The organism is Bacillus paranthracis, from assembly GCF_024296885.1.
Taxonomy (GTDB): Bacteria; Bacillota; Bacilli; order Bacillales; family Bacillaceae_G; genus Bacillus_A; species Bacillus_A paranthracis.
In genome coordinates this window covers 3,297,979-3,321,344 of record NZ_CP101135.1, presented here as the reverse complement: position 1 = coordinate 3,321,344, position 23,366 = coordinate 3,297,979, and the positions used below count along the sequence as shown (strand labels likewise).

Below are 23,366 nucleotides of genomic sequence, written 5' to 3'. Positions count from 1 at the left end.
TGCTTTTTTTGTCTACAATGTTAAATAAGTGTATTTTTTTAATTGGATTTCACGATGAGTTCACAAGAAGGACACAAAACGTGACTATACTAAAAATACGAATTCACCAGAGAGGGGAAGTAAACATGGGATATTACGACGGACCAAATTTAAATGAAGAGCATAGTGAAACGAGAGAAGTGAGAAAATCGGGCAGTAAAAAAGGATATTTTTTCACAGGTTTAGTCGGAGCTGTAGTTGGGGCTGTTTCAATTAGTTTTGCGGCACCATATATGCCATGGGCTCAAAATAATGGAGCGACTGTATCATCTTTTAGTTCAGATTCAAAAGTTGAAGGTACTGTAGTTCCTGTTGTCAATAAAGCAAAAAATGAAACGGACTTACCTGGTATGATTGAAGGCGCGAAAGATGTTGTTGTAGGTGTTATTAATATGCAACAAAGTATTGATCCATTTGCAATGCAACCGACGGGTCAAGAACAACAAGCTGGTTCAGGATCAGGTGTTATTTATAAAAAGGCAGGAAATAAAGCATATATTGTAACGAACAATCATGTAGTAGATGGTGCAAATAAACTTGCTGTAAAACTGAGTGATGGCAAGAAGGTAGATGCGAAGCTTGTAGGGAAAGACCCTTGGTTAGATTTAGCTGTTGTTGAAATTGATGGGGCTAATGTAAATAAAGTTGCCACTTTAGGTGATTCTAGTAAAATCCGTGCGGGTGAAAAAGCAATTGCAATCGGTAACCCACTAGGATTTGATGGAAGTGTAACGGAAGGTATAATCAGTAGTAAAGAACGCGAAATTCCGGTTGATATTGATGGCGATAAACGTGCAGATTGGAATGCTCAAGTTATTCAAACAGATGCAGCAATTAACCCTGGTAATAGTGGTGGTGCGTTATTTAACCAAAACGGAGAAATAATTGGGATTAATTCAAGTAAAATTGCACAACAAGAAGTTGAAGGAATTGGATTTGCTATTCCAATTAATATCGCAAAACCAGTTATTGAATCTCTTGAAAAAGATGGAGTAGTAAAACGTCCAGCGCTTGGAGTAGGTGTTGTTTCATTAGAAGATGTGCAAGCTTATGCAGTCAATCAATTGAAAGTACCGAAAGAAGTAACGAATGGTGTTGTATTAGGTAAAATTTACCCAATATCACCGGCTGAAAAAGCAGGTTTAGAGCAATATGATATTGTAGTAGCATTAGATAATCAAAAAGTAGAAAATTCACTTCAATTCCGTAAATATTTATATGAAAAGAAAAAAGTAGGAGAGAAAGTAGAAGTTACATTCTATCGTAACGGTCAAAAAATGACGAAAACAGCTACTTTAGCAGATAACTCAGCTACTTTAGCAGATAACTCAGCTACAAAGAATCAATAATCGGAATAAAAGAAAGTCTCTTTCATATTGAAAGAGACTTTCTTTATCGGCTATACTAAAGGAATAGGAGGGATAATTTATGACAATTGAAAACCCAACTCGTACGGAAATTGGTGAAGTATTAAAGAAAAGCAAAACGATTGCAGTTGTTGGTTTATCGGATAAGCCAGAACGTACATCGTATATGGTTTCAAAAGCAATGCAAGATGCTGGATACCGCATTATTCCAGTTAACCCAACAGTAGATGAGGTGCTTGGAGAAAAAGCAGTTGCTTCACTAAAGGATATTAAGGAACATGTGGACATTGTAAATGTATTCCGCCGTTCAGAATTTTTAATGGATGTTGCAAAAGAGTTTGTAGAGATTGATGCAGATGTTTTTTGGGCACAATTAGGAGTACAAGATGAAGATACATACAAACTGTTAAAAGAAAAAGACTATACTGTAATAATGGATCGTTGTATAAAAGTAGAACATGCGATGACAAAATAGTATAGATTGTAAAGGTAGGAAGATTGCTTCAGCCCTCATGATAATAAGTAGGGCCGATGAACGAGGTGTTCATCATGAGATTTTTTAAAGGCTGTTTTTGGGGATTGTTACTTGTAATCCCGTTTTGGATCTTGATCATTTGGATCATAATAAAGGTTTGGAATGTGTAATCTTGGAATACATATCCATTTCTCGTTGACAAACGATTATTTTTCTGAAATAGTAGCCTAGAGGAATCCTTGTGAAAAAACAAGGATTTTTCTATTGAAAATGGTATATAAAAGAGATAAGATAACTTGCCAAAACTATAGTCGAGGCGTTATTCTATAATAGAAACATATGTTCTGATTTTGGATTAGGAAAGGGGCAAGGAGTTTGGCGAAGCATCAGTTCCAATATAATGAAGATGCGATTCAAGTGTTAGAAGGACTTGAAGCCGTTCGAAAACGCCCGGGTATGTATATCGGGAGCACGGACAGCCGTGGATTGCATCATTTAGTATACGAAATAGTAGATAACTCCGTTGATGAAGCGTTAGCGGGATTTGGCGACGAAATTTCTGTCGTAATACATAAAGATAATAGTATTAGCGTTATAGATAAAGGGCGAGGAATGCCTACGGGAATGCATAAGCTTGGAAAACCTACACCAGAAGTTATTTTAACTGTACTTCATGCCGGTGGTAAGTTTGGTCAAGGTGGTTACAAAACGAGTGGTGGTTTACACGGTGTTGGGGCGTCAGTTGTAAACGCCTTATCTGAATGGTTAGTCGTAACGATTAAGCGTGACGGAAATATTTATGAACAACGCTTTGAAAATGGCGGTGTTCCTGTAACGACGCTTGAGAAAATCGGAAAGACGAAAGAATCTGGTACGACAATGCATTTCAAACCAGATACAACGATTTTCAGCACAACAAATTACAATTATGAAACATTATGTGAGAGATTACGTGAATCTGCATTCTTATTAAAAGGGATGAAAATCTCAATAAAAGATGAAAGAAATGATTTAGAAGATGTCTTTCATTATGAAACAGGAATTGAAGCTTTCGTTTCCTATTTAAACGAAGAAAAAGATTCAATTCACCCAGTGGTATACTTCACTGGTGAACAAAATGGGATTGAAGCAGAACTAGCATTTCAATTTAACGATGGCTACTCAGAAAATATTCTTTCGTTTGTAAATAATGTACGTACAAAAGATGGTGGAACACATGAAGCTGGATTTAAGACAGCGATGACGCGTGTGTTCAATGAGTATGCTCGCAAAGTTTCACTATTAAAAGAAAAAGATAAAAACTTAGAAGGTACAGATATTCGTGAAGGTGTAGCGGCTATCGTTTCTGTACGTGTACCAGAAGAAGTACTTCAGTTTGAAGGACAAACGAAAGGGAAACTAGGTACAAGTGAAGCTCGTTCTTCAATTGATGCCATTGTATCAGAGCATTTGGCTTACTTTTTAGAAGAAAACCCGGACGTAGCTACACTTCTTGTGAGAAAAGCAATTAAAGCAGCGCAAGCACGTGAAGCTGCTCGTAAAGCGAGAGAGGAAGCGCGTACTGGTAAAAAGAAAAAGAAATCAGAAGGTACATTAAGTGGTAAGTTAACACCTGCACAATCACGTAACCCGCAGAAAAATGAACTATACCTAGTAGAGGGTGACTCTGCCGGTGGTTCTGCAAAACAAGGGCGAGATCGACGCTTCCAAGCGGTATTACCATTGCGTGGTAAAGTAATTAATACAGAAAAAGCAAAGCTTGCTGATATCTTTAAAAATGAAGAGATTAATACAATTATTTATGCGATTGGCGGCGGTGTAGGCAATGAATTCGATGTGGAAGACATTAACTACGATAAAGTTGTCATTATGACCGATGCCGATACAGACGGAGCGCATATTCAAGTATTGTTATTAACATTCTTCTACAGATATATGAAACCACTTATCGAAGCTGGTAAAGTGTTTATCGCACTTCCTCCTTTATACAAAGTAAGTAAAGGAAAAGGAAAAAGTGAAGTAATTGAATACGCATGGTCGGATGATGAATTAGATGAAGTAACGAAAAAAGTTGGAAAAGGTTACATGTTACAGCGTTATAAAGGACTTGGCGAAATGAATGCGGATCAATTATGGGAAACAACGATGAATCCTGAAACGCGTACATTAATTCGCGTGAAAATTGATGATGCAGCGAGGGCAGAGCGCCGCGTTACAACATTAATGGGTGATAAAGTAGAACCGCGCCGTAAATGGATTGAGCGCAATGTACAGTTTGGTATGCAAGAAGAAGGAAATATTTTAGAAAATGAAATGATTATGGAGACGGAGGTGGAATAACATGCAAGCAGAGAAGTTTCATGACCTCCCGCTTGAAGACGTGTTAGGTGATCGCTTTGCACGTTATAGTAAATATATTATTCAAGATCGCGCACTTCCAGATGCGCGTGACGGCTTAAAACCAGTACAAAGACGTATTTTATATTCTATGTATGTAGAAGGAAACGTGCACGATAAAGCGTTCCGTAAGTCAGCTAAAACAGTCGGTAACGTTATTGGTAATTATCATCCGCATGGTGATTCCTCTGTATATGAGGCGATGGTACGTTTAAGCCAAACTTGGAAAGTACGTAATGTTTTAGTTGAAATGCATGGTAATAACGGCAGTGTTGATGGGGATCCGGCAGCAGCAATGCGTTATACGGAAGCACGATTATCACCAATTGCATCTGAGTTATTACGTGATCTTGATAAAGAAACAGTAGAATTTATATCAAACTTTGATGATACGAGTGAAGAACCGGTTGTTTTACCAGCAGCGTTCCCGAACTTATTAGTGAACGGATCTACAGGAATTTCCGCAGGTTATGCAACAGAAATTCCTCCGCATCATCTTGGAGAAGTTATTGACGCTACAATGATGCGTATTGATAAACCGAATAGTACTGTTGATGATTTATTAACAGTTATGAAAGGACCAGATTTCCCAACAGGTGGTATTATTCAAGGGATTGATGGTATTAAAAAGGCGTATGAAACAGGTAAAGGTAAAATTATTATTCGCGGGAAAGCAGAGGTTGAAACGGTTCGTGGCGGGAAACAGCAAATCGTAATTACTGAAATTCCATACGAAGTAAATAAAGCAAACCTTGTTAAGAAAATGGATGAGTTACGCCTAGATAAAAAATTAGATGGCATTGCTGAAGTACGTGATGAGACAGATCGTACAGGTCTTCGCATTGTCGTAGAATTAAAAAAAGAAGCAAATTCTGAAGGTATTTTAAATTATTTATATAAAAATACAGATTTACAAATTCCATATAACTTTAATATGGTAGCGATTAATAATCGTCGTCCAACGCTTATGACATTACCGAAAATTTTAGATGCATATATTGGCCATCAAAAAGAAGTTGTTACGAGACGTTCACAATATGAATTACGAAAGGCAGAAAATCGTCAACATATTGTAGAAGGTTTAAAGAAAGCATTATCGATTTTAGACCAAGTTATTGAAACGATTCGTGCTTCAAAAGATAAGCGTAATGCAAAAGATAATTTAAGTGCGAAATTTGGTTTTACAGAAGCGCAAGCGGAAGCAATTGTATCCTTGCAATTATATCGTTTAACGAATACAGATATTACAGCGCTACAACAAGAGGCAGATGAGCTTAATAAGAAAATTATTGAGCTACAGGCAATTTTACAAAGTGAAAAAAGGTTACTTCAAGTTATTAAAACAGATTTAAAGAGAGTTAAGAAAACATATAGTGATGATCGACGCGCGATTATTGAAGATCAAATTGAGGAAATTAAAATCGATGTAGAAGTGATGATCCCACAAGAAGATGTCATCGTTACTGTAACGAAAGAAGGATATGTGAAACGTACTGGATGGCGCTCACATAATGCCTCAAATGGCAAAGACTTCGGTATGAAAGAGGGTGACATCTTACTTGAACGATTCGATACGAATACGACAGAGACAGTCCTCTTATTTACGAATAAAGGAAACTATATATATCTGCCAGTATACGAAATGCCAGATATTCGTTGGAAAGATTTAGGACAGCACGTTGCTAATATCGTTTCACTCGACCGGGATGAAACCATTATTTGGGCAACTGTCGTACCGAACTTTGAGGAAGAAAAGCGATTTATCGTATTTGTAACGAAGAACGGTATGATTAAGAAGACAGAATTAAACCAATATAAAGTACAGCGTTACTCAAGAGCATTCGTTGCTGTAAACTTGAAAAAAGATGATGAAGTTGTTGATATATTTGCGACAGATGGAACGAGTGATATCGTTCTTGCTACACACGGTGCATATGCACTTATTTTCCATGAAGATGAAGTAAGTCCAGTCGGTGTAAGAGCCGCTGGTGTGAAAGCAATTAATTTAAAAGAAGATGACTATGTCGCTTCTGGTAAACCATTAAATGCTGACAAAGATCAACTTATTCTCGTAACGCAGCGCGGTGCTGTAAAACGCCTAAAAGCATCAGAAATTGAGAAATCAACGAGGGCGAAGCGGGGACTTGTTATTTTCAAAGAATTAAAACGTAATCCATACCGCATTGTCGGTATAGAAATTGTTAGAGACGATGAACTAGTTTACATGAAGACAGAGAAACATATCGTAGAAGAAATTGACCCGAAAGCGTATCGAAATAAAGACCGGTATAGTAACGGTAGTTTAGTGCTAGATGTTAATGATACTGGTGAAGTTATTGAAACGTGGACGAAAAAACGACCGGAATAAAAAAAGCATCTTGTCATGAATAATGGCAAGATGCTTTTTTCTAGGCAATTTATTATGTAAATTATAATAATCTTGTTATAATAACTGAATGAAATCGTTCTCATGAAGTGGACTTACTACCCACAAATAGCGGGATAAATGGAGGGGCAGCAACATGAAAAAAATAGGTGTAGGGATTGTAGGGTTTGGATTTTCTAGTACAACATTTCACATCCCATTATTACAAACGATAGAAGAATACGATATTCGTGCCGTGTTATCTTCAAAAGAAGAGGTAGTAAAAGAAACATTACCGAATGCTAACGTCGTGAGTGCAATTGATGAATTGGTGAAGCGAGCTGATATTGACTTAGTTGTTATTACTTCACCAAATACAACTCATTTTCCATATGTAAAAGAAGCAATATTAAACGGTAAGCATGTTGTTGTAGAGAAACCATTTGTTGTTTCAATTGAAGAAGGAGAAGAGCTTATTTCATTAGCAGAGCAGCATAATGTCGTATTAAGTGTATATCATAACCGCCGTTTTGATAATGATTTCTTAACGATAAAGAAATTATTAGAAGAGGATAGAATAGGGAATGTATACGCATATGAGGCGCATTTCGATCGCTTCCGTCCACATGTACGTGATCGATGGAGAGAAAAGAACTTACCAGGATCAGGTATATTATATGACTTAGGCTCGCATTTAATTGACCAAGCATTATCATTATTTGGGAAACCAAATGCAATCAGTGCAGATGTAATCAAACAACGACCAGGTGCAGAAATTGATGATTATTTCCACATAGTACTTCATTACGGAGTTAAACGTGTCATTTTACGTAGTAGCAGTTATGTGAAAAAGGCAGGTCCACACTTTACACTGCATGGAGATAAAGGTTCTATCGTGAAATACGGTATGGATTCACAGGAAGAACAATTAAAAAATGGAATGAAGCCAGGCGATAACGGTTATGGGGTAGACATTGAACAGAATTTTGCTACTCTAGAAACAGAAGAAGAGTCAGTATGTATTCCAACAGAAGTCGGCTGTTATGACATGTACTATAAAGGTGTAAGAGATAGTATTATAAGTGGTGAGAAATTACCTGTAACAGCACAAGAAGGTTTAGAAGTTATTAAGCTGATTCAATTAGCGGTTGAAAGTAGTGAAACAGGTAGAGTTATCACTGTAAAATAAAAAGACACGAATTTCGTGTCTTTTTATTTTTGTGGAACAGAAAGACCATAGAAAAACATAGTGACAATATCTTGAATATGTTTTTCGCGATCTCCTTCAAGAAGCTTGGCTCCAAAATCATCGCCTAATTTAGTAAACATTTGAATGTATAGCAACATCATTTCTTTAGTAAGGTGGGGATTAATTTCATTTTTTTGCTGTGCTTGTTCTAATATTTCTAAATACCAAGGCAAGATTTTTTCGTTTTGATAACTATAAATAAACTTTCGGAGCTCTTCATCTCTTTGCATCATTTGTAGTAACATATCCGGCTGAAATAACCCACCAGTATTCATTTTTCTTACAATCATTTTTTGCATCATATCATGAAAAGGTAATTTTTCCGCTGCAAGATCTTTATAATATTGAAATTCAGATATAATAAATTCTTGTATAAGCTCTCGAAATAACGCATCTTTACTTCCGAAATGATTATAAATGGTTACTTGAGAAACGTTTGCTTCTTTTGCAATATGTTCTATTTTCACTTCATTAAATCCGCGTTCTGAAAATAATAAGAAGGCTGCCTCTTTAATAGCACGTTTTTTCTTTTCTTTCACTTTTTCAAAGCCGTTCAATGCAATCACCTCAATTAAAATATACAAGAAAAAATAATGAAAAACAATAATATTTGAAATATAGACATATAAATATTTCAAAAAGTTGTTGCGAATATGAAAGATGAGGAGTACAATAATTTTGAAATATCATATATTAAATATTTCAAAAAATGAGGTGGAATTATGATTTCAGTTCAAAATGTCACAAAAAAATTTTCAAATGGAAAAGGTTTGTTTCATATTACATTTGAAGTGAAAGAAGGGGAAGTATTCGGTTACTTAGGACCAAATGGTGCCGGGAAATCCACAACAATTCGTAATTTAATGGGGTTTATAAAACCGACAGATGGTAAAGCGACAATTTTTGGATTGGATTGTTGGAATGAAGCAGCGAAAATTCAAAGAGAAGTTGGCTATCTACCAGGAGAAATCTCTTTTATTGAAGGAATGAACGGATTAGAGTTTTTGAAGTTAATGCAAGGAATGCGTGGGCTAAAGGATACGAAAAGACGAGATGAATTAATAGAACGTCTTCAATTTGATGTGAAAACACCAATTCGAAAAATGTCTAAAGGAATGAAGCAAAAAGTAGGGATTGTCGCTGCATTTATGCATGATCCAGAGGTGTTAATTTTAGATGAACCGACATCAGGACTTGATCCACTTATGCAGCAAGTGTTTATAGATTTAATAGTAGAGGAAAAGCAAAGAGGAAAAACAATTCTTATGTCTTCACATATTTTCACTGAGATTGAGCGTACATGTGACCGAGTAGCGATTATTAAAGATGGGCGCCTTGTAACGGTTGAAAATATTCATGATTTACAAAGTATGAGACGACAAGTGATAGATGTAACCGTATCATCAGAGGAAGAGATTAAATCTCTTACGCAATGTAATTTACAATTTGAAGCGGTAAAAGGTAGAGAGGCATCGATTATTGTACAAGGAAACTATCAAATTGTTTTACAAATACTTTCAAACTATAATGTAACAGCGCTTCAAACGAGAGCGATGGATTTAGAACATTTATTTATGCATTATTACGATAAGAAAGAAGGGGTAAAGCATGAATAAGCAATTGTTTTTAGCTAGTTTGAAAGAGACGCAAAAAAGTATTTTGAGTTACGCAACTGGTGCAGCTCTATATTTATGGTTGTTAATTTGGATATTCCCTTCAATGGTATCAGCGAAAGGTTTAAATGAATTAATAAGCGCTATGCCTGATAGTGTGAAAAAAATTGTTGGCATGGAAAGTCCGATTCAAAACGTAATGGATTTTTTAGCTGGTGAGTACTATAGTCTATTGTTTATTATCATATTAACAATTTTTTGCGTTACAGTTGCAACACATTTAATTGTCCGGCATGTAGATAAAGGGGCGATGGCATATTTATTAGCGACACCTGTATCTAGAGTGAAAATTGCAGTCACGCAAGCCTCTGTTCTCATATTAGGACTACTAATTATTGTAGTTGTTACGTATGTAGCGGGCATAGTAGGTGCGGAATGGTTTTTACAAGATAATAATTTAAATAAAGAATTATTCCTGAAGATAAATATAGTCGGAGGGCTCACATTTTTAGTCGTTAGTGCTTATTCATTTTTCTTTTCTTGTATATGTAATGATGAAAGAAAAGCACTTAGCTACTCAGCAAGTTTAACTATTTTATTTTTTGTACTAAATATGGTAGGTAAATTAAGTGATAAGTTAGAGTGGATGAAAAGTCTATCGTTATTTACACTGTTTCGTCCAAAAGAAATTGCGGAAGGAACGTATAATATATGGCCAGTAAGTATAGGTTTAGCTGCGGGAGCGCTTTGTATTTTTATAGTAGCGATTGTATTGTTTAAGAAGAGGGATTTACCGTTGTAGAGTAGAAAGTCCACTATATGAGTGGACTTTTTTTGATGAGGAGGAAACGAATGAGTTGCAGCTATATGTAAATGATGTAGAAAAGTCATTATTGTTCTATGAAGAAGTAATTGGTTTAAAGTTGTATAAACGAAATATGCATGCAGCACGTTTTAATTTCGACCAGTTTTCTTTATTACTAGTTAGTGATTCAAGATTGAATGAAAATCACTATTTTTACAATCGAAAAGAGATGAAGGGGAATGGCTTTGAACTAATTATTGTTGTCAATCGGATTGAAGAAGTATATGAACGTTGTAAAGAGAATCGGTGCACAATACAAGAAGAAATTCAAACTTATCCATGGGAGATGAGAGGATTTAAAATTGTGGATCCAGATGGGTATTTCCTTAGAATTACATCTAAGTAAAGGTAAACATGAAAAATGTTTACCTTTTTTTATGAAAATATTCAAAAAAATGAACCTTTTTCTAGGCTCATCCGTCTAATACATGTAAAGTTAAATTTGAAGTGAGGATGAAACAGGAGGAGCAATTGTGAAAGTAATCCCTTTATATAAAATGATTGTAAAAGAAGAAACCGATGTTTCTTTAGCGAAAAAAGGTGATCATGAAGCATTTATGAGGCTTATACATACAGAAAAAGTAAAGATGTATCGTATTGCAAAGGCTATGTTACGTGATGAGACAAATATAGAGGATGCGATACAAACAACAATTTTAAAAGCCTATGAAAATATAAAAAAATTAAAGAAAGAAGAGTTTTTTCAAACTTGGTTGATTCGAATTTTAATGAATGAATGTAATAACATTATTAGAACGTATAAAAAGATAATTGTGACAGAAGAGAATGATTACAATATGAGTGCGTGCGATCAGTATGAAGATATAGATTTGTGTAATGCGATTCAATCGTTACATGAAGAGTTAAGAGCTGTTACGGTGCTTTATTATTATGAAGATATGAATCAAGAGAGTATAGCGAAGCTTTTAGAAGTACCAAAAGGAACAGTGAAATCGAGATTGGCACGTGCGAGGGAACAACTACAGAAACGATTAAAGATGGAATAGGGGGTGCAAAGGATGGATAATGAAAAAATATTTGATGAGAAATTAAAAAAGAGAATAAAAGAAGAGAGTGTTATAGTGCCACCAGAGTTAAATGAAAAGATCAATTGTACACTACATAATCTCCCGGTAAAAAAGAAAGGTTACAGAGTTTATATGATGGCTATAAGTGCTGCGGTTCTAGCACTTTCAATTGTGTCTATGTCGGAGTTTTCTGATCAAATTTTTGCTCAAAACGGCGGAGTGTTTGAATATGTAAAGAAAAAGGCATTTTCTGATTACGAAAATGAAGAGGAAATAAAGGCGAATGCAAATTATCCGGATAAAGAAAAGATTCATGAAAAGATGCTAGATTCCATTGATCATTTTAATAATATTTCAGGACAATTTGAGGAATATTCTAGTTCGTCAAGAATTGCTACAACATACAAATATGCGATTGATACGGAGCAACAAAGAGGTATCTCTTCGAAAGAAGATAAACTAGTGAAAAAACGAACCATTATATATAACGAGGGCAAGAAAAAAGAGTTTGATGACGAGAAGTATACGTACAAAGAAACAAAATGGAGCCCGAAAGAAAGAAACTATGAACTATTAAAATTAAATCCTACGGAAAGGTTATTGAGAAAATCAGGTGAGAAAAAAAGGTATGATGATGAATATATAGGATTCGCGAAGTATAGTATTCAATCCGAATTTGCTGATCTATTAATTCGATATAAAGATTGGAATTATAAAGAAACGAAGTATCTTGGACTGGATTGCTACAAAATAGAAGGGACAATACATATAGAAACACCTGTAAGTACATCTGAAGATTTAAGAGGGAAATTTGAAATGGTTGTAGAGAAAAATACGGGGATTATGCTAAAGTTCCTTAGTTTCCACGAAGGTATGATTCAATATTCGATTACGACTGAATGGATACAAATAAACAAAGGGTTGAAAGAGAATGCATTTCAAAAGGATAGCTCTAAGTATGAAAAATTGAAAAATATATTAGATGAATAGAAAACGGAGGAAATGATATGGAGAATACCTCTTCTTCAAGAGAACAGAAAAATAAACGAAAATATAAAAAGACAACGATAATAAGTGTATTGTTAGCAATATTACTATTTTGCGGATTTGGATATGGTACTTACGTATATATGAAAACTTCTAATCTCGTACAAAAATCAAATGTTAATTTAGCACGTGGTGAAAAATCAAATTTACGTGAGGAAACTGTAAAACCGATTACGAATAATGTTTCACTTTTAATTATGGGAATTGATGAAAATCAAGAACGACAAAAGGAGTATAATGGTGCATTTCATACAGATGCACTACTGTTAGCTACTTTTAATAAAGATGATAAGACTGTGAAATTAACGAGTATACCACGTGATACATACACATATGTTCCGGTTGAAAAGAAAAAAGATAAAATAACGCATGCATATGGAAGTGGTTTCGTTAAAAATGGTAAAGATGGAGGGCCGCAAGCTTCAGTGGAAGCGGTAGAAAAGTTATTACAAGTGCCTGTTGATTATTTTGTAAAGTTTAATTTTAATTCATTTACTAAAATTGTTGATGGATTAGATGGGATTGAAGTAGATGTCCCAGTTGAATTTACGGAGCAAAATAGTAAAGATGAACCTGACGCGATCCATTTGAAAAAAGGACTACAAAAATTAACAGGGGAAGAAGCACTTGCCTTAGCAAGAACTCGCCATATTGATAGTGATGCAATGAGAGGACAGCGCCAACAACTTGTTATTGAGGCGATTTTAAGTAAATTAAAAAGTGTAGGATCAATTACGAAGCTAGAAAAAATAGTCGAGGCGGTTGATGGTGATTTTAAAACAAATTTAGCAATGGATGATATTTTATCTTTTTATAAATACGGTTTAAATTGTTCGATTGAAAAAATTCAATTAGCAGGTGATGATTTATACTTACCTAATGGTCCAAATGGGCAACGTGTATATTATTATAATCCTAATAAAAAAGATTTGCAGAGTTTGAGTAATACGCTTAGAACACATTTAGGATTAAGTGAAAAACAGATTGAGGAAAATTAAAGCAGATGTAATGTCTGCTTTTTTATTACGTTTAATAGTATGTACTTTATTCGTTAATGTTATATACTATTTTCAAATTTAAGATAATAGTGTAACATAAAATTGTAGTTTAAGTTACATAACAGGGGGGCTATTACATAGAATATATCATTAGCAATTATTGAAAAAGTATGGGAGAAATGAAAGAAGCAGGGGAGTATCAAAAATGAGAATCGTAAAGAATTTAACATTTCAAGTTATTGTGGCCATTATTTGTGGTATTGCAGTAGGAGCTATTTGGCCGAGTGTTGGACAAGAGATGAAGCCAATTGGTGAAACGTTCATCAATATGATTAAAATGGTTATTGCACCGATTATCTTTTTAACAATTGTGCTTGGTATTGCAAGCATGGGAAGTATGAAAAAGGTAGGTCGTGTTGGTGGTAAGGCATTATTATATTTTGAAATTGTTACAACTGCGGCTTTAATTATTGGTATCATCATAGCGAATGTTGTACGTCCCGGAGATGGATTAGATCCCTCAAAGCTAAAGGGCGGAGATGTTTCGCAATATGTACAAAGCGGGCAAGAAATGAAGTGGGTGGATTTCTTTTTACATATTGTACCGTCTAACATGTTTGAAGCATTTGCAAAAGGTGATATTTTACAAGTGCTGTTCTTCTCCATTTTATTCGGTGCTGGGTTAACGATGTTAGGGAAAAATGGACAACCGGTAATCGATTTTTTTGAAAGGTTATCGAAAGTATTTTTTAACATTTTATCAATTGTAATGAAATTAGCACCGATTGGAGCATTCGGCGGGATGGCGTTTACAATTGGCAAATATGGTTTAAGTACACTTATTCCACTTGGTAAATTAATGATTTGTGTATATGCGACAATGGCATTATTTGTTTTTATTGTTTTAAATTTTATTTGTAAACTGTACAAATTTAGTTTGTGGAAATATTTAGCTCACATTAAAGAAGAATTACTCATTGTTCTTGGGACATCATCATCAGAATCAGTATTACCGCGAATGATGACAAAGATGGAAGACTTCGGATGTTCGAAGCCGGTAGTAGGTTTAGTCATTCCGACGGGATACTCTTTTAATTTAGATGGAACGACAATTTATTTATCGATGGCTACTATATTTTTAGCACAAGTCTTTCACGTCGATCTTTCACTAGGTCAACAATTAACGATAATAGCTATTTTGTTAGTTACATCTAAAGGAGCAGCCGCAGTAACAGGTGGAGGCTTTATTGTACTAGCGTCTACTTTATCTGCGATGAATGTTATTCCATTAGAAGGGTTAGCGCTATTACTTGGTGTAGATCGTTTCATGTCAGAAGCACGTGCTATCGTCAATTTAATTGGTAACGGTATTGCGACTGTAGTTGTTGCAAAAAGTGAAAATGAATTTGATGAAGAGAAGTATACGAGAGTAATAGAGGAAATGAAAAAAGAGAAAATGGTCGGATAAAAAGTCAGCTTTGCTGACTTTTTTATTTTTGTAGAAAAGAGGTTTGTTACGATATACATTATTTATTAACAATAATTTACAGGTGTATTATAGTGGAAGGATATAAAGGTTATTAAATCAGTACATATAATTCAATGAGGTATAGTGTTTCGAAAGATTATGGAATTTTTATGAATATTACTGTAATAAAATAATTTTTTAAAAATTTTCAATAATAACACTTTACAAAACTCAAAAAATTAGTAGAATAATAGTTAATAAGAATCTTCTGATAAATATATAAAGAAAAACAGAATTATCAGAAAATTCTTAAATGAGAGCGTTTAGAATTAGGGAGGGTACAGAAAGTGAAAAAGAAAAAAATGAAAAAACTAACAGCAGTTGTAGCACCAGTTTTAGCAATGAGTATGGCATTAACAGCATGTTCTACATCAGGTGGAGATAAGAAGACAAGCACAAATTCTAGCTCAGGCGGAGATAGCAAATCAGAAGAAAAATTAGCAGCGAAACAAGTACTAAATCGTACTGAAACAAATGAGATTCCAACAATGGATACTTCTAAAAATACAGATACATTAGGTTCTCAAATTTTAGGGAACACGATGGAAGGTTTATATCGATTAGATAAAGATAACAAACCAATCCCAGCTGCGGCAGAATCAAGCACGAAGAGTGAGGATGGTAAAAAATATACATTCAAATTACGTAAAGATGCAAAATGGTCAAATGGTGATCCTGTAACAGCGAAAGATTTCGTATATGCATGGCAACGTTTACTAGATCCAAAAACAGCTGCTGAGTATGCATTTATCGCATTCCCAATTAAAAATGCAGAAGCGGTTAATAAAGGCGAAAAACCTGTAACGGAACTAGGAGTAAAGGCAGTAGACGATCTTACTTTAGAAGTTGAATTAGAACAAGCAGTGCCATACTTCTTAAACTTAGTAGCATTCCCATCGTACTATCCGTTAAATGAGAAATTTGTAACAGAAAAAGGGGATAAATTCGGTTTAGAGTCTGATACGACAGTATATAACGGACCGTTCGTTCTTACTGATTGGAAGCATGAGCAAGGCTGGAAACTAAAGAAAAACGATCAATATTGGGATAAAAAGACTGTAAAACTAGACGAAATTAACTATAGTGTAGTAAAAGAAGTAGCGACAAGAGTAAACTTATATGATACAAATGCAATTGACTTCGCGCTATTATCGGGTGAATTCGTTGATAAGTATAGAAACAATAAAGAAGAGTTTGGCACATACTCACAAGTAAGTACTTACTTCTTACGTATGAACCAAAAACGTGGCGGGCAAGATACACCGTTAAAGAGCCAAAAATTACGTGAAGCAATTGCATTATCAATTGATAAAAAGAATTTATCAAATGTTATTTTAAATGATGGATCTAAGCCTGCGGACTTCTTAGTACCAAAAGGATTAGCGACTGGACCAGACGGTAAAGACTTCCAAGAAACATTTAAAAATGGTATTAAACCAGATGCGAAAAAAGCAGCAGCTGCATGGGAAGAAGCGAAAAAAGAGCTTGGAAAAGACCAAGTTACAATTGAGTTATTAAACTATGACACTGGTAATGCGAAAAAAGTTGGGGAATATGTAAAAGATCAAATTGAGAAAAACTTAAAAGGTGTAACTGTTAATATTAAACTTCAACCATTCAAACAAAAACTGAAATTAGAAACAGAGCAAGATTATGATTTATCATATGCTGGTTGGGGACCTGACTACGCTGACCCAATGACATTCTTAGATATGTTCCAGTCTAATCATTCTCATAACCAAATGAGCTTCGCTGATCCGAAATATGATGATATGATCAAAAAAGCTGGCGGAGAATTAATGGGTGATGCGAAGAAACCTTGGGAAGAGCTAGGAAAAGCTGAGAAATTACTTCTTGAGCAAGATGTAGCACTTGTACCTTTATATCAACGTGGTGATGCATACGTTCAAAAACCAAATGCAAAAGGCATCGTTCACCATAACATTAGCCCAGAGTATAGCTTCAAGTGGGCATATATGACTGAAAAAGATGGGAAATAATTTTAAAGAATAATACTATCTTGAAGTGGATGCATACAAGTTTCTTAGCTTATTTTGTAGTAAGAATCTCGTTGTCCACGATAGAAAGATAAAATGATAGAGCATTCCAAAAGTAGACTATTGACTTTTGGAATGCTCTTTTATTATGAGATTAAATGTAAATGAACCGATAGATATAGATAATTTGTATAGTAACAACTGTGAAAAATGTCTTTTACTATTACAAAAAAATAATTTTTAGAATATTTTAAAAATAACTTTACAAAACCAGAAAAATTAGTAGAATATTAATTAATAAGAATTTTCTGATAACTAGTTATTAGAAAATCTCTCAAAATGAGTTTCGTACATATAATTGGGGAGGGTATAAAAATGAAGAAAAAGATGAAAAAGTTCACGGCAGTTGTAGCGCCAGTTTTAGCGATGAGTATGGCGTTGACAGCGTGTTCTGGATCTGGTGGGGAGAAGAAAACAACTACGACGTCTAGTGGTGGTGGGGAAGAGAAAAAATCTGAAATTAAATACGCAGCGAAACAAGTGTTAAATCGTACAGAGAATCAAGAAATTCCGACGATGGATACGTCTAAATCTACTGATACGTTAGGGTCACAAATTTTAGGGAATACAATGGAAGGATTATATCGTCTTGATAAAGATAATAAGCCAATCCCAGCTGCAGCGGAATCTAGTACGAAGAGCGAGGATGGCAAAAAATATACATTTAAATTACGGAAAGATGCAAAATGGTCAAATGGTGATCCAGTAACAGCGAAAGATTTTGTATTTGCATGGCAGCGCTTACTGGATAAAAATACAGCGTCAGAATACGCATTTATTGCTTACTATATTAAAAACGCAGAGGCAATTAATAAAGGTGAAAAGCCACTAACAGATTTAGGGGCAAAAGCGGTAGATGATTATACGCTAGAAGTAGAATTAGAAAAACCGGTGCCGTATTTCTTGAATTTAATGGCATTCCCATCGTACTATCCTTTAAATGAAAAGTTCGTAAAAGAAAAAGGAGATAAATTCGGTTTAGAAGCAGATACAACGTTGTATAACGGACCGTTCGTTATGGCTTCATGGAAACATGAACAAGGATGGCAGCTAAAGAAAAATGATAAGTATTGGGATAAGAAGACTGTGAAATTAGAAGAAATTAACTATAGTGTAGTAAAAGAAGTTGCGACGAAAGTAAACTTATATGATACAGGATCAATTGATTTCACACTATTATCAGGAGAATTTGTTGATAAATATAAATCGAACAAAGAAGAGTATGGTGAGTACTCAGAAGCAAGTACATTCTTCTTACGTTTAAATCAAAAACGTAATGGACAAGACACACCGTTAAAGAGTAAAAAACTACGGGAAGCAATCGCATTATCAATTGATAAAAAAGGTTTAGCAAACGTTATTTTAAATAACGGTTCAAAAGCAACAGATCAATTGGTTCCAAAAGGGCTTGCGACAGGACCTGATGGTAAAGATTACCAAGATACATTTAAAAATGGTCTGAAATATAACCCGAAAAAAGGTGCAGCAGCTTGGGAAGAAGCGAAAAAAGAGCTTGGTAAAGATCAAGTTACAATTGAATTACTAAGCTATGATGATGGAACAGCGAAAAAAATTGCTGACTACTTTAAAGATCAAATTGAGAAAAACTTAAAAGGTGTAACGGTTAATACGAAAATTCAGCCGTTCAAACAAAAACTAAAATTAGAATCGGCACAAGATTATGAAATTTCATTTGCTGGTTGGAGTCCGGACTATGCGGATCCAATGACATTTATTGATATGTTCGAATCGAAGAGCCCATATAACCAAATGAGTTATTCGAATCCAAAATATGATGAAATGGTGAAAAAAGCAGGGAATGAATTAATGTCTGATGCGAAGAAGCGTTGGGAAACGTTAGGGAAAGCAGAAAAATTATTACTTGAAGAAGATGCAGGAATGGTACCTTTATATCAAACAGGTAGAGCATATGTAATGAAACCGAATGTAAAAGGCATTGTGAAACATAACATTAGTCCAGAGTATAGCTTTAAGTGGGCTTATGTAACGGAAGGGAAATAATAAAAAGGAGCGTGTTAAAAGATAATTACCTTTAACACGCTCTTTTTCTATTAAATTAAATAGAGAAGAATAAGAAAAGTGGTACTGACATATAGTAGATGGGGGAGAATTCGTATAGTAGTAATAGTAAAATACTTAGTTACTATAAAAATAAAATAAGTGAAACTTCAAAAATGAGGATAATTAACAGGATGTTAATTAGTGAAAAGGTATTAATAACTAAGTTCATAGAAAAATCTCTCAAAGTTAGTTTCGTACATATAAATTGGGGAGGGTACAAAAATGAAGAAAAAGATGAAAAAGTTTACGTCGGTTGTAGCGCCAGTTTTAGCGATGAGTATGGCTTTAACAGCATGTTCTGGATCTTCTGGTGGGGAGAAAAAAACGACTACAACGTCTAATAATGGTGGGGAAGAGAAGAAATCTGATATTAAATATGCGGCAAAGCAAGTGCTAAATCGTACAGAAACGAATGAAATTCCGACGATGGATACTTCCAAAAATACAGATACACTTGGATCACAAATTTTAGGAAATACAATGGAAGGTTTATATCGCTTGGATAAAGATAATAAGCCAATCCCAGCTGTAGCGGAATCTAGCACAAAAAGCGAGGATGGCAAAAAATATACATTTAAATTACGGAAAGATGCAAAATGGTCAAATGGTGATCCTGTAACAGCGAAAGATTTCGTATTTGCATGGCAACGTCTAGTAGATCCAAAAACAGCTGCTGAGTATGCATTTATTGCTTACTATCTTAAAAATGCAGAAGCGATTAATCAAGGAAAAGGAGAAGTTTCGACATTAGGTGTAAAAGCGGTAGATGATTATACGCTTGAAGTAGAACTAGAAAGACCAGTACCATATTTCTTGAACTTAATGGCATTTGCGTCATACTATCCATTAAATGAAAAGTTCGTGAAAGAAAAAGGGAATAAATTTGGTTTAGAGTCTGATACAACACTTTATAATGGTCCATTTGTGCTTACTGATTGGAAGCATGAGCAAGGCTGGAAATTAAAGAAAAATGAGCAGTATTGGGACAAAAAGACTGTGAAGCTAGAAGAAATCAATTATAGTGTAGTAAAAGAACCAGCTACTAGAGTGAACTTATATGATACAGGTGCGATTGATTTCGCGCTTTTATCAGGTGAATTTGTTGATAAGTATAGAAATAATAAAGAAGAATTTGGCGCATATTCGGAAACAAGTACGTTTTACTTACGTCTAAATCAAAAACGTGGTGGGCAAGATACACCGTTAAAGAGCAAAAAACTACGTGAAGCAATTGCATTATCAATTGATAAGAAAGCTTTAACGAATGTTATTTTAAATGATGGTTCAAAACCAGTGGATTATTTAGTAGCAAAAGGTTTGGCGAGTGGACCAGACGGTAAAGATTTCGCAGAAACGTTCAAGAATGGTTTAAAACAAGACTCCAAAAAGGCAGCGGCAGCTTGGGAAGAAGCGAAAAAAGAACTTGGAAAAGATCAAGTGACAATAGAGTTATTAAATTATGATACTGGTAATGCGAAAAAAGTTGGGGAGTATGTAAAAGATCAAGTTGAAAAGAATTTAAAAGGTGTGACAGTAAATATTAAGTTGCAACCATTTAAGCAAAAACTAAAATTAGAATCAGACCAAGATTATGATTTTTCATATGGTGGCTGGAATCCGGATTATGCGGATCCGATGACATATCTTGATATGTTTGAGACAAAAAATTCGCAAAACCAGATGAGTTACTCAAATTCAAAATATGATGACATTATTAATAAAAGTAAGACGGAATGGATGGCTGACGCAAAAAAACGTTGGGCAGAGTTAGGAAAGGCTGAAAAAATATTACTTGAAGATGATGTAGCGCTTGTACCTTTATATCAAAATGCTAGATCATATGTTATGAAACCGAATGTAAAGGGAATTGTGAAACATAATATTAGTCCAGAATATAGTTTCAAATGGGCGTATGTAGAAGAGAAATAGTAAAAAAAGCATTTTCAAGTTGCGGTATGGCACTTGAAAATGCTTTTTTTCTGTGCACTATTTTTTTCAGGATGAATATATGTATTATAGAAAATTTAAAGGAGAATCCCATGAAACGAAACACATACATCGATTTCCTAGCTTATTATGGAATAGGGAGTGCTCATCCTGGTGGTTTTACGTTAACAAAACAACTGTTAGCACAATTGCCTTTTAGATATGGAGCAAATGTCCTTGAACTCGGCTGCGGTACGGGGAAAACAGCAGCGTATATGACAAAAGAGTGTGGTTATAAAGTAACGGCGGTTGAAAAGAATGAAATTATGATTCAAAAGGCGAAAGATAGATGGTTGTTTGAAGGACTAGACATTCAATTAATTGAAGGAAATGTAGAGCAATTACCTTGTTTACATGATTTATTTGAGTTCGTACTCGGAGAATCGATACTCGCTTTTACAGAAAAAGAAAAGGTTATTTCAGAGTGCTATCGTGTATTACAGAAAGACGGTAAGCTTGTTGTCATTGAAATGATTATTGATAGGCACATTGATAAGGGAGAGGAAGAAAAAATCGCTCAATTATACGGGATGAAAGAACTATTAACAGAGAGCGAGTGGGTACAATTATTTCAGAAAGCAAACTTTAAGCGGGTTACAATTGCTGGCGGTGGTACAATTGCAGAAACGATTTCTGGCTATATAGAAGAGCCGGAATGGAATGTATCACAATTTATTCCGAATGAGTTATATGAGGCATGGGTGCAACATGAAAATGTACGACTTATGTACCAACATATTTTAGGTCATCGTATTTTTATATGTGAAAAATAAAGAAAAAGAGTTGGCTAAAGATAGTCAACTCTTTACTTATGTTAAATGAAAAATAATGCAGCTAATGTAATTCCGAAGATGAAACCAAATCCGAGTTCAACACCCCAGCCACAACCGCCGCCACCCCAGCCGCCGCAACTACCACAACCACGACCACCACATCCACAGCTGCTGAATCCACCACCACAACCAAATCCGCAACTATCACATCTGCTAAGGCCGCCACAAAGGTCGCAACCACCGTTTGCATATGCATCATAGTATCCGAATCCTGAATCAAAAGATGAGTGCTGTTGCACTGGTTCAATCCATACAGAGTCTTTTGTCACATCAATTATTTTGCCTAAATGGATGCGCCCCTCACGATCTTCAATTCGAACGACTTTACCGAAATAACGTCGGCATGTATCATAACATTTTTGTCTATGCATGTTTCTTCTCCTTCCCATTACAGTAATACGATATGTAAAGGGGACAAGTGCGGCTTGTACGAATGCCCTAACTATCATAATTGTTATAGGAAAGGGGAAATATAGGAAGAGGATATATAAGGAGGAAAAGGCATGAAATCTACAGATCAGTTTCAGACATACGAAGTACCGTGGGAAGAATTTATTAAAGCGTTGCGAGAGGAAATGAAGAAGCAAGTAGGGGCAGATATTATTGATACAGTCGTTTGCAATTTAGAAGATGGTTTTGAGGTGTATACATATGTGCAGGGGGACTTGGATTTTGAGTATAAGGAAACGCTGGAAAGGAAATACGGGAGCGATGCAAAAACTCCTAACGTGTTAACAATTATGTTATTAGCTAGCATTTATCGTACAAGTGAAGAGAATATACGCTTGCATGCGGATCATAAAGATAATCCGATTGTTGAAGTGTATGTGAAGAAATGAAACACGCTGTGAAGGCGTGTTTTTTATTTGTCCCGCATTAACGGACAGTAAATTCCCCATCTCAAAATTCAGCGGAAGCAAAGAAGGGAGGCAGGGGATCAATTGGCCGTAAAAGCCCGATTGGTTCAACTAATAATAAGCGGGGGGTGAACCCCCCACTTATTAAAGTTTCACTTTTTATGATAAAATGTTAGAAAATTAAGAAAGATGGTGATGGTTTGAAAATTAAACATCTTAATTTAACAGTTGCAGATGTAGTAGCTGCGAGAGAGTTTTTAGAAAAGTATTTTGGCTTAACTTGTAGCGGAACAAGGGGAAATGGCTTTGCGGTTATGCGTGATAATGATGGGTTTATATTAACGTTAATGAAAGGGAAAGACGTACATTATCCAAAAACATTTCATGTAGGATTTCCACAAGAAAGTGAAGAACAAGTAGATAAGATAAATCAAAGATTGAAGGAAGATGGATTTTTGGTTGAGGCTCCTAAACGTGCACATGCGTATACGTTTTACGTTGAAGCACCTGGTGGATTTACAATAGAAGTGATGTGTTAAGTCAAAAATCAAACTTTTTGTTATGTGTTTTTAAAATAAAA

The 23,366-nt window shown here is 35.0% G+C and carries 20 protein-coding genes; 18 read left to right on the top strand and 2 right to left on the bottom strand.

The genetic code is table 11. The features are described 5' to 3' along the window. The first annotated feature begins 125 nt into the window (after positions 1 to 125). The 5 genes from NLJ82_RS17010 (at position 126) to NLJ82_RS16990 (ending at position 7,832) form a co-directional block, all read left to right on the top strand. Positions 126 to 1,388 (top strand): S1C family serine protease, encoded by a 1,263-nt coding sequence (locus NLJ82_RS17010; protein WP_254754526.1) that lies wholly within the window; start codon positions 126 to 128, stop codon positions 1,386 to 1,388. A gap of 79 nt (positions 1,389 to 1,467) precedes the next feature. Continuing rightward, positions 1,468 to 1,881: a CoA-binding protein gene (locus NLJ82_RS17005; protein WP_000151382.1), complete on the top strand. Its 414-nt coding sequence runs from the start codon at positions 1,468 to 1,470 to the stop codon at positions 1,879 to 1,881. A 375-nt stretch (positions 1,882 to 2,256) separates the two neighbouring features. After that, positions 2,257 to 4,221 carry a DNA topoisomerase IV subunit B gene (gene parE, locus NLJ82_RS17000; protein ID WP_001062205.1) on the top strand — a complete coding sequence of 655 codons (1,965 nt, stop codon included), beginning with the start codon at positions 2,257 to 2,259 and terminating at the stop codon, positions 4,219 to 4,221. Between the two features lies 1 nt (position 4,222). Then, positions 4,223 to 6,646 (top strand): DNA topoisomerase IV subunit A, encoded by a 2,424-nt coding sequence (gene parC / locus NLJ82_RS16995; protein WP_001147458.1) that lies wholly within the window; start codon positions 4,223 to 4,225, stop codon positions 6,644 to 6,646. Positions 6,647 to 6,800: 154 nt separating this feature from the next. Then, entirely contained in the window at positions 6,801 to 7,832 is a 1,032-nt protein-coding gene (locus NLJ82_RS16990) for an oxidoreductase (protein WP_000719753.1), read from the top strand. A 23-nt stretch (positions 7,833 to 7,855) separates the two neighbouring features. Here the strand turns inward: NLJ82_RS16990 and NLJ82_RS16985 are convergent, their stop codons facing one another. Then, complete coding sequence (locus tag NLJ82_RS16985; RefSeq protein ID WP_002028150.1) at positions 7,856 to 8,458, bottom strand: TetR/AcrR family transcriptional regulator; 603 nt, start codon at positions 8,456 to 8,458, stop codon at positions 7,856 to 7,858. Between the two features lie 156 nt (positions 8,459 to 8,614). On the opposite strand from NLJ82_RS16985, the gene NLJ82_RS16980 reads away from it, so the two are divergent. The 11 genes from NLJ82_RS16980 to NLJ82_RS16930 all read left to right on the top strand — a co-directional run bounded on the left by NLJ82_RS16980 (position 8,615) and on the right by NLJ82_RS16930 (position 21,869). Next, positions 8,615 to 9,508, top strand: a complete 894-nt coding sequence (locus NLJ82_RS16980) for an ABC transporter ATP-binding protein (RefSeq protein ID WP_000626590.1) — start codon at positions 8,615 to 8,617, stop codon at positions 9,506 to 9,508. Continuing rightward, the gene (locus NLJ82_RS16975; RefSeq protein WP_001041456.1) at positions 9,501 to 10,307 is read left to right on the top strand and encodes a DUF2705 family protein; all 807 of its coding nucleotides are present in this window, start codon (positions 9,501 to 9,503) and stop codon (positions 10,305 to 10,307) included. The genes NLJ82_RS16980 and NLJ82_RS16975 overlap by 8 nt, the downstream gene beginning before the upstream one ends. 55 nt (positions 10,308 to 10,362) lie before the next feature. Further along, the gene (locus NLJ82_RS16970) at positions 10,363 to 10,716 is read left to right on the top strand and encodes a VOC family protein (RefSeq protein ID WP_001177812.1); all 354 of its coding nucleotides are present in this window, start codon (positions 10,363 to 10,365) and stop codon (positions 10,714 to 10,716) included. A gap of 127 nt (positions 10,717 to 10,843) precedes the next feature. Further along, on the top strand, positions 10,844 to 11,377 hold the full coding sequence (locus NLJ82_RS16965; RefSeq protein WP_000864742.1) for a sigma-70 family RNA polymerase sigma factor: 534 nt from the start codon (positions 10,844 to 10,846) through the stop codon (positions 11,375 to 11,377). A gap of 12 nt (positions 11,378 to 11,389) precedes the next feature. Beyond that, a complete protein-coding gene (locus tag NLJ82_RS16960; RefSeq protein WP_000368231.1) occupies positions 11,390 to 12,388 on the top strand; it encodes a hypothetical protein in 999 nt (332 codons plus the stop codon). Between the two features lie 17 nt (positions 12,389 to 12,405). Next, the gene (locus tag NLJ82_RS16955; protein WP_000432319.1) at positions 12,406 to 13,443 is read left to right on the top strand and encodes an LCP family protein; all 1,038 of its coding nucleotides are present in this window, start codon (positions 12,406 to 12,408) and stop codon (positions 13,441 to 13,443) included. A 205-nt stretch (positions 13,444 to 13,648) separates the two neighbouring features. After that, positions 13,649 to 14,911 (top strand): dicarboxylate/amino acid:cation symporter, encoded by a 1,263-nt coding sequence (locus NLJ82_RS16950; RefSeq protein WP_001223614.1) that lies wholly within the window; start codon positions 13,649 to 13,651, stop codon positions 14,909 to 14,911. Positions 14,912 to 15,258: 347 nt separating this feature from the next. Beyond that, entirely contained in the window at positions 15,259 to 16,971 is a 1,713-nt protein-coding gene (locus tag NLJ82_RS16945) for a peptide ABC transporter substrate-binding protein (RefSeq protein ID WP_254754524.1), read from the top strand. 372 nt (positions 16,972 to 17,343) lie between these two features. Next, positions 17,344 to 19,050, top strand: coding sequence for a peptide ABC transporter substrate-binding protein (locus tag NLJ82_RS16940; protein ID WP_000728459.1), 1,707 nt, complete (start codon positions 17,344 to 17,346; stop codon positions 19,048 to 19,050). 282 nt (positions 19,051 to 19,332) lie between these two features. Then, on the top strand, positions 19,333 to 21,039 hold the full coding sequence (locus NLJ82_RS16935) for a peptide ABC transporter substrate-binding protein (RefSeq protein WP_000728489.1): 1,707 nt from the start codon (positions 19,333 to 19,335) through the stop codon (positions 21,037 to 21,039). A 110-nt stretch (positions 21,040 to 21,149) separates the two neighbouring features. Further along, positions 21,150 to 21,869: a class I SAM-dependent methyltransferase gene (locus tag NLJ82_RS16930; protein ID WP_000828277.1), complete on the top strand. Its 720-nt coding sequence runs from the start codon at positions 21,150 to 21,152 to the stop codon at positions 21,867 to 21,869. A 41-nt stretch (positions 21,870 to 21,910) separates the two neighbouring features. On the opposite strand, the gene NLJ82_RS16925 is transcribed toward NLJ82_RS16930, so the two are convergent. Beyond that, on the bottom strand, positions 21,911 to 22,300 hold the full coding sequence (locus tag NLJ82_RS16925; protein ID WP_000555003.1) for a hypothetical protein: 390 nt from the start codon (positions 22,298 to 22,300) through the stop codon (positions 21,911 to 21,913). 132 nt (positions 22,301 to 22,432) lie between these two features. Between NLJ82_RS16925 and NLJ82_RS16920 the strand changes: the two genes are divergently transcribed. Together NLJ82_RS16920 and NLJ82_RS16915 are read left to right on the top strand one after the other, a co-directional pair. Further along, positions 22,433 to 22,768, top strand: coding sequence for a hypothetical protein (locus NLJ82_RS16920; protein ID WP_000842911.1), 336 nt, complete (start codon positions 22,433 to 22,435; stop codon positions 22,766 to 22,768). 218 nt (positions 22,769 to 22,986) lie between these two features. After that, complete coding sequence (locus tag NLJ82_RS16915; protein WP_000693973.1) at positions 22,987 to 23,325, top strand: VOC family protein; 339 nt, start codon at positions 22,987 to 22,989, stop codon at positions 23,323 to 23,325. The last annotated feature ends 41 nt before the right edge of the window (positions 23,326 to 23,366 follow it).